At 63.5% G+C, this 208-nt stretch carries 1 protein-coding gene; it reads left to right on the plus strand.

Features of this window, described 5'->3' with window-relative positions:
• Nucleotides 1-208 (plus strand): sigma factor (locus tag OO62_RS36270; protein ID WP_033271992.1); only part of this gene is annotated, 208 nt, incomplete at both ends.

Here is a 208-nt window from a genome sequence, read left to right on the forward strand (position 1 = left end):
GCAGTTCTTCGACCGGCTGCGGGACCTCGAAGAGGGCACCCATGAGTACCAGTACGCGCGCAACACCCTCATCGAGATGAACATGTCGATGGTCCGCTATGTGGCCCGTCGCTACCGCAACCGCGGCGACGACATGGAGGACATCGTCCAGGTCGGCACCATCGGCCTGATCAAGGCCATCGACCGCTTCGACCTCACCCGCGAGGTG

This window comes from Streptomyces lydicus (assembly GCF_000717345.1).
Lineage (GTDB): Bacteria > Actinomycetota > Actinomycetes > Streptomycetales > Streptomycetaceae > Streptomyces > Streptomyces lydicus.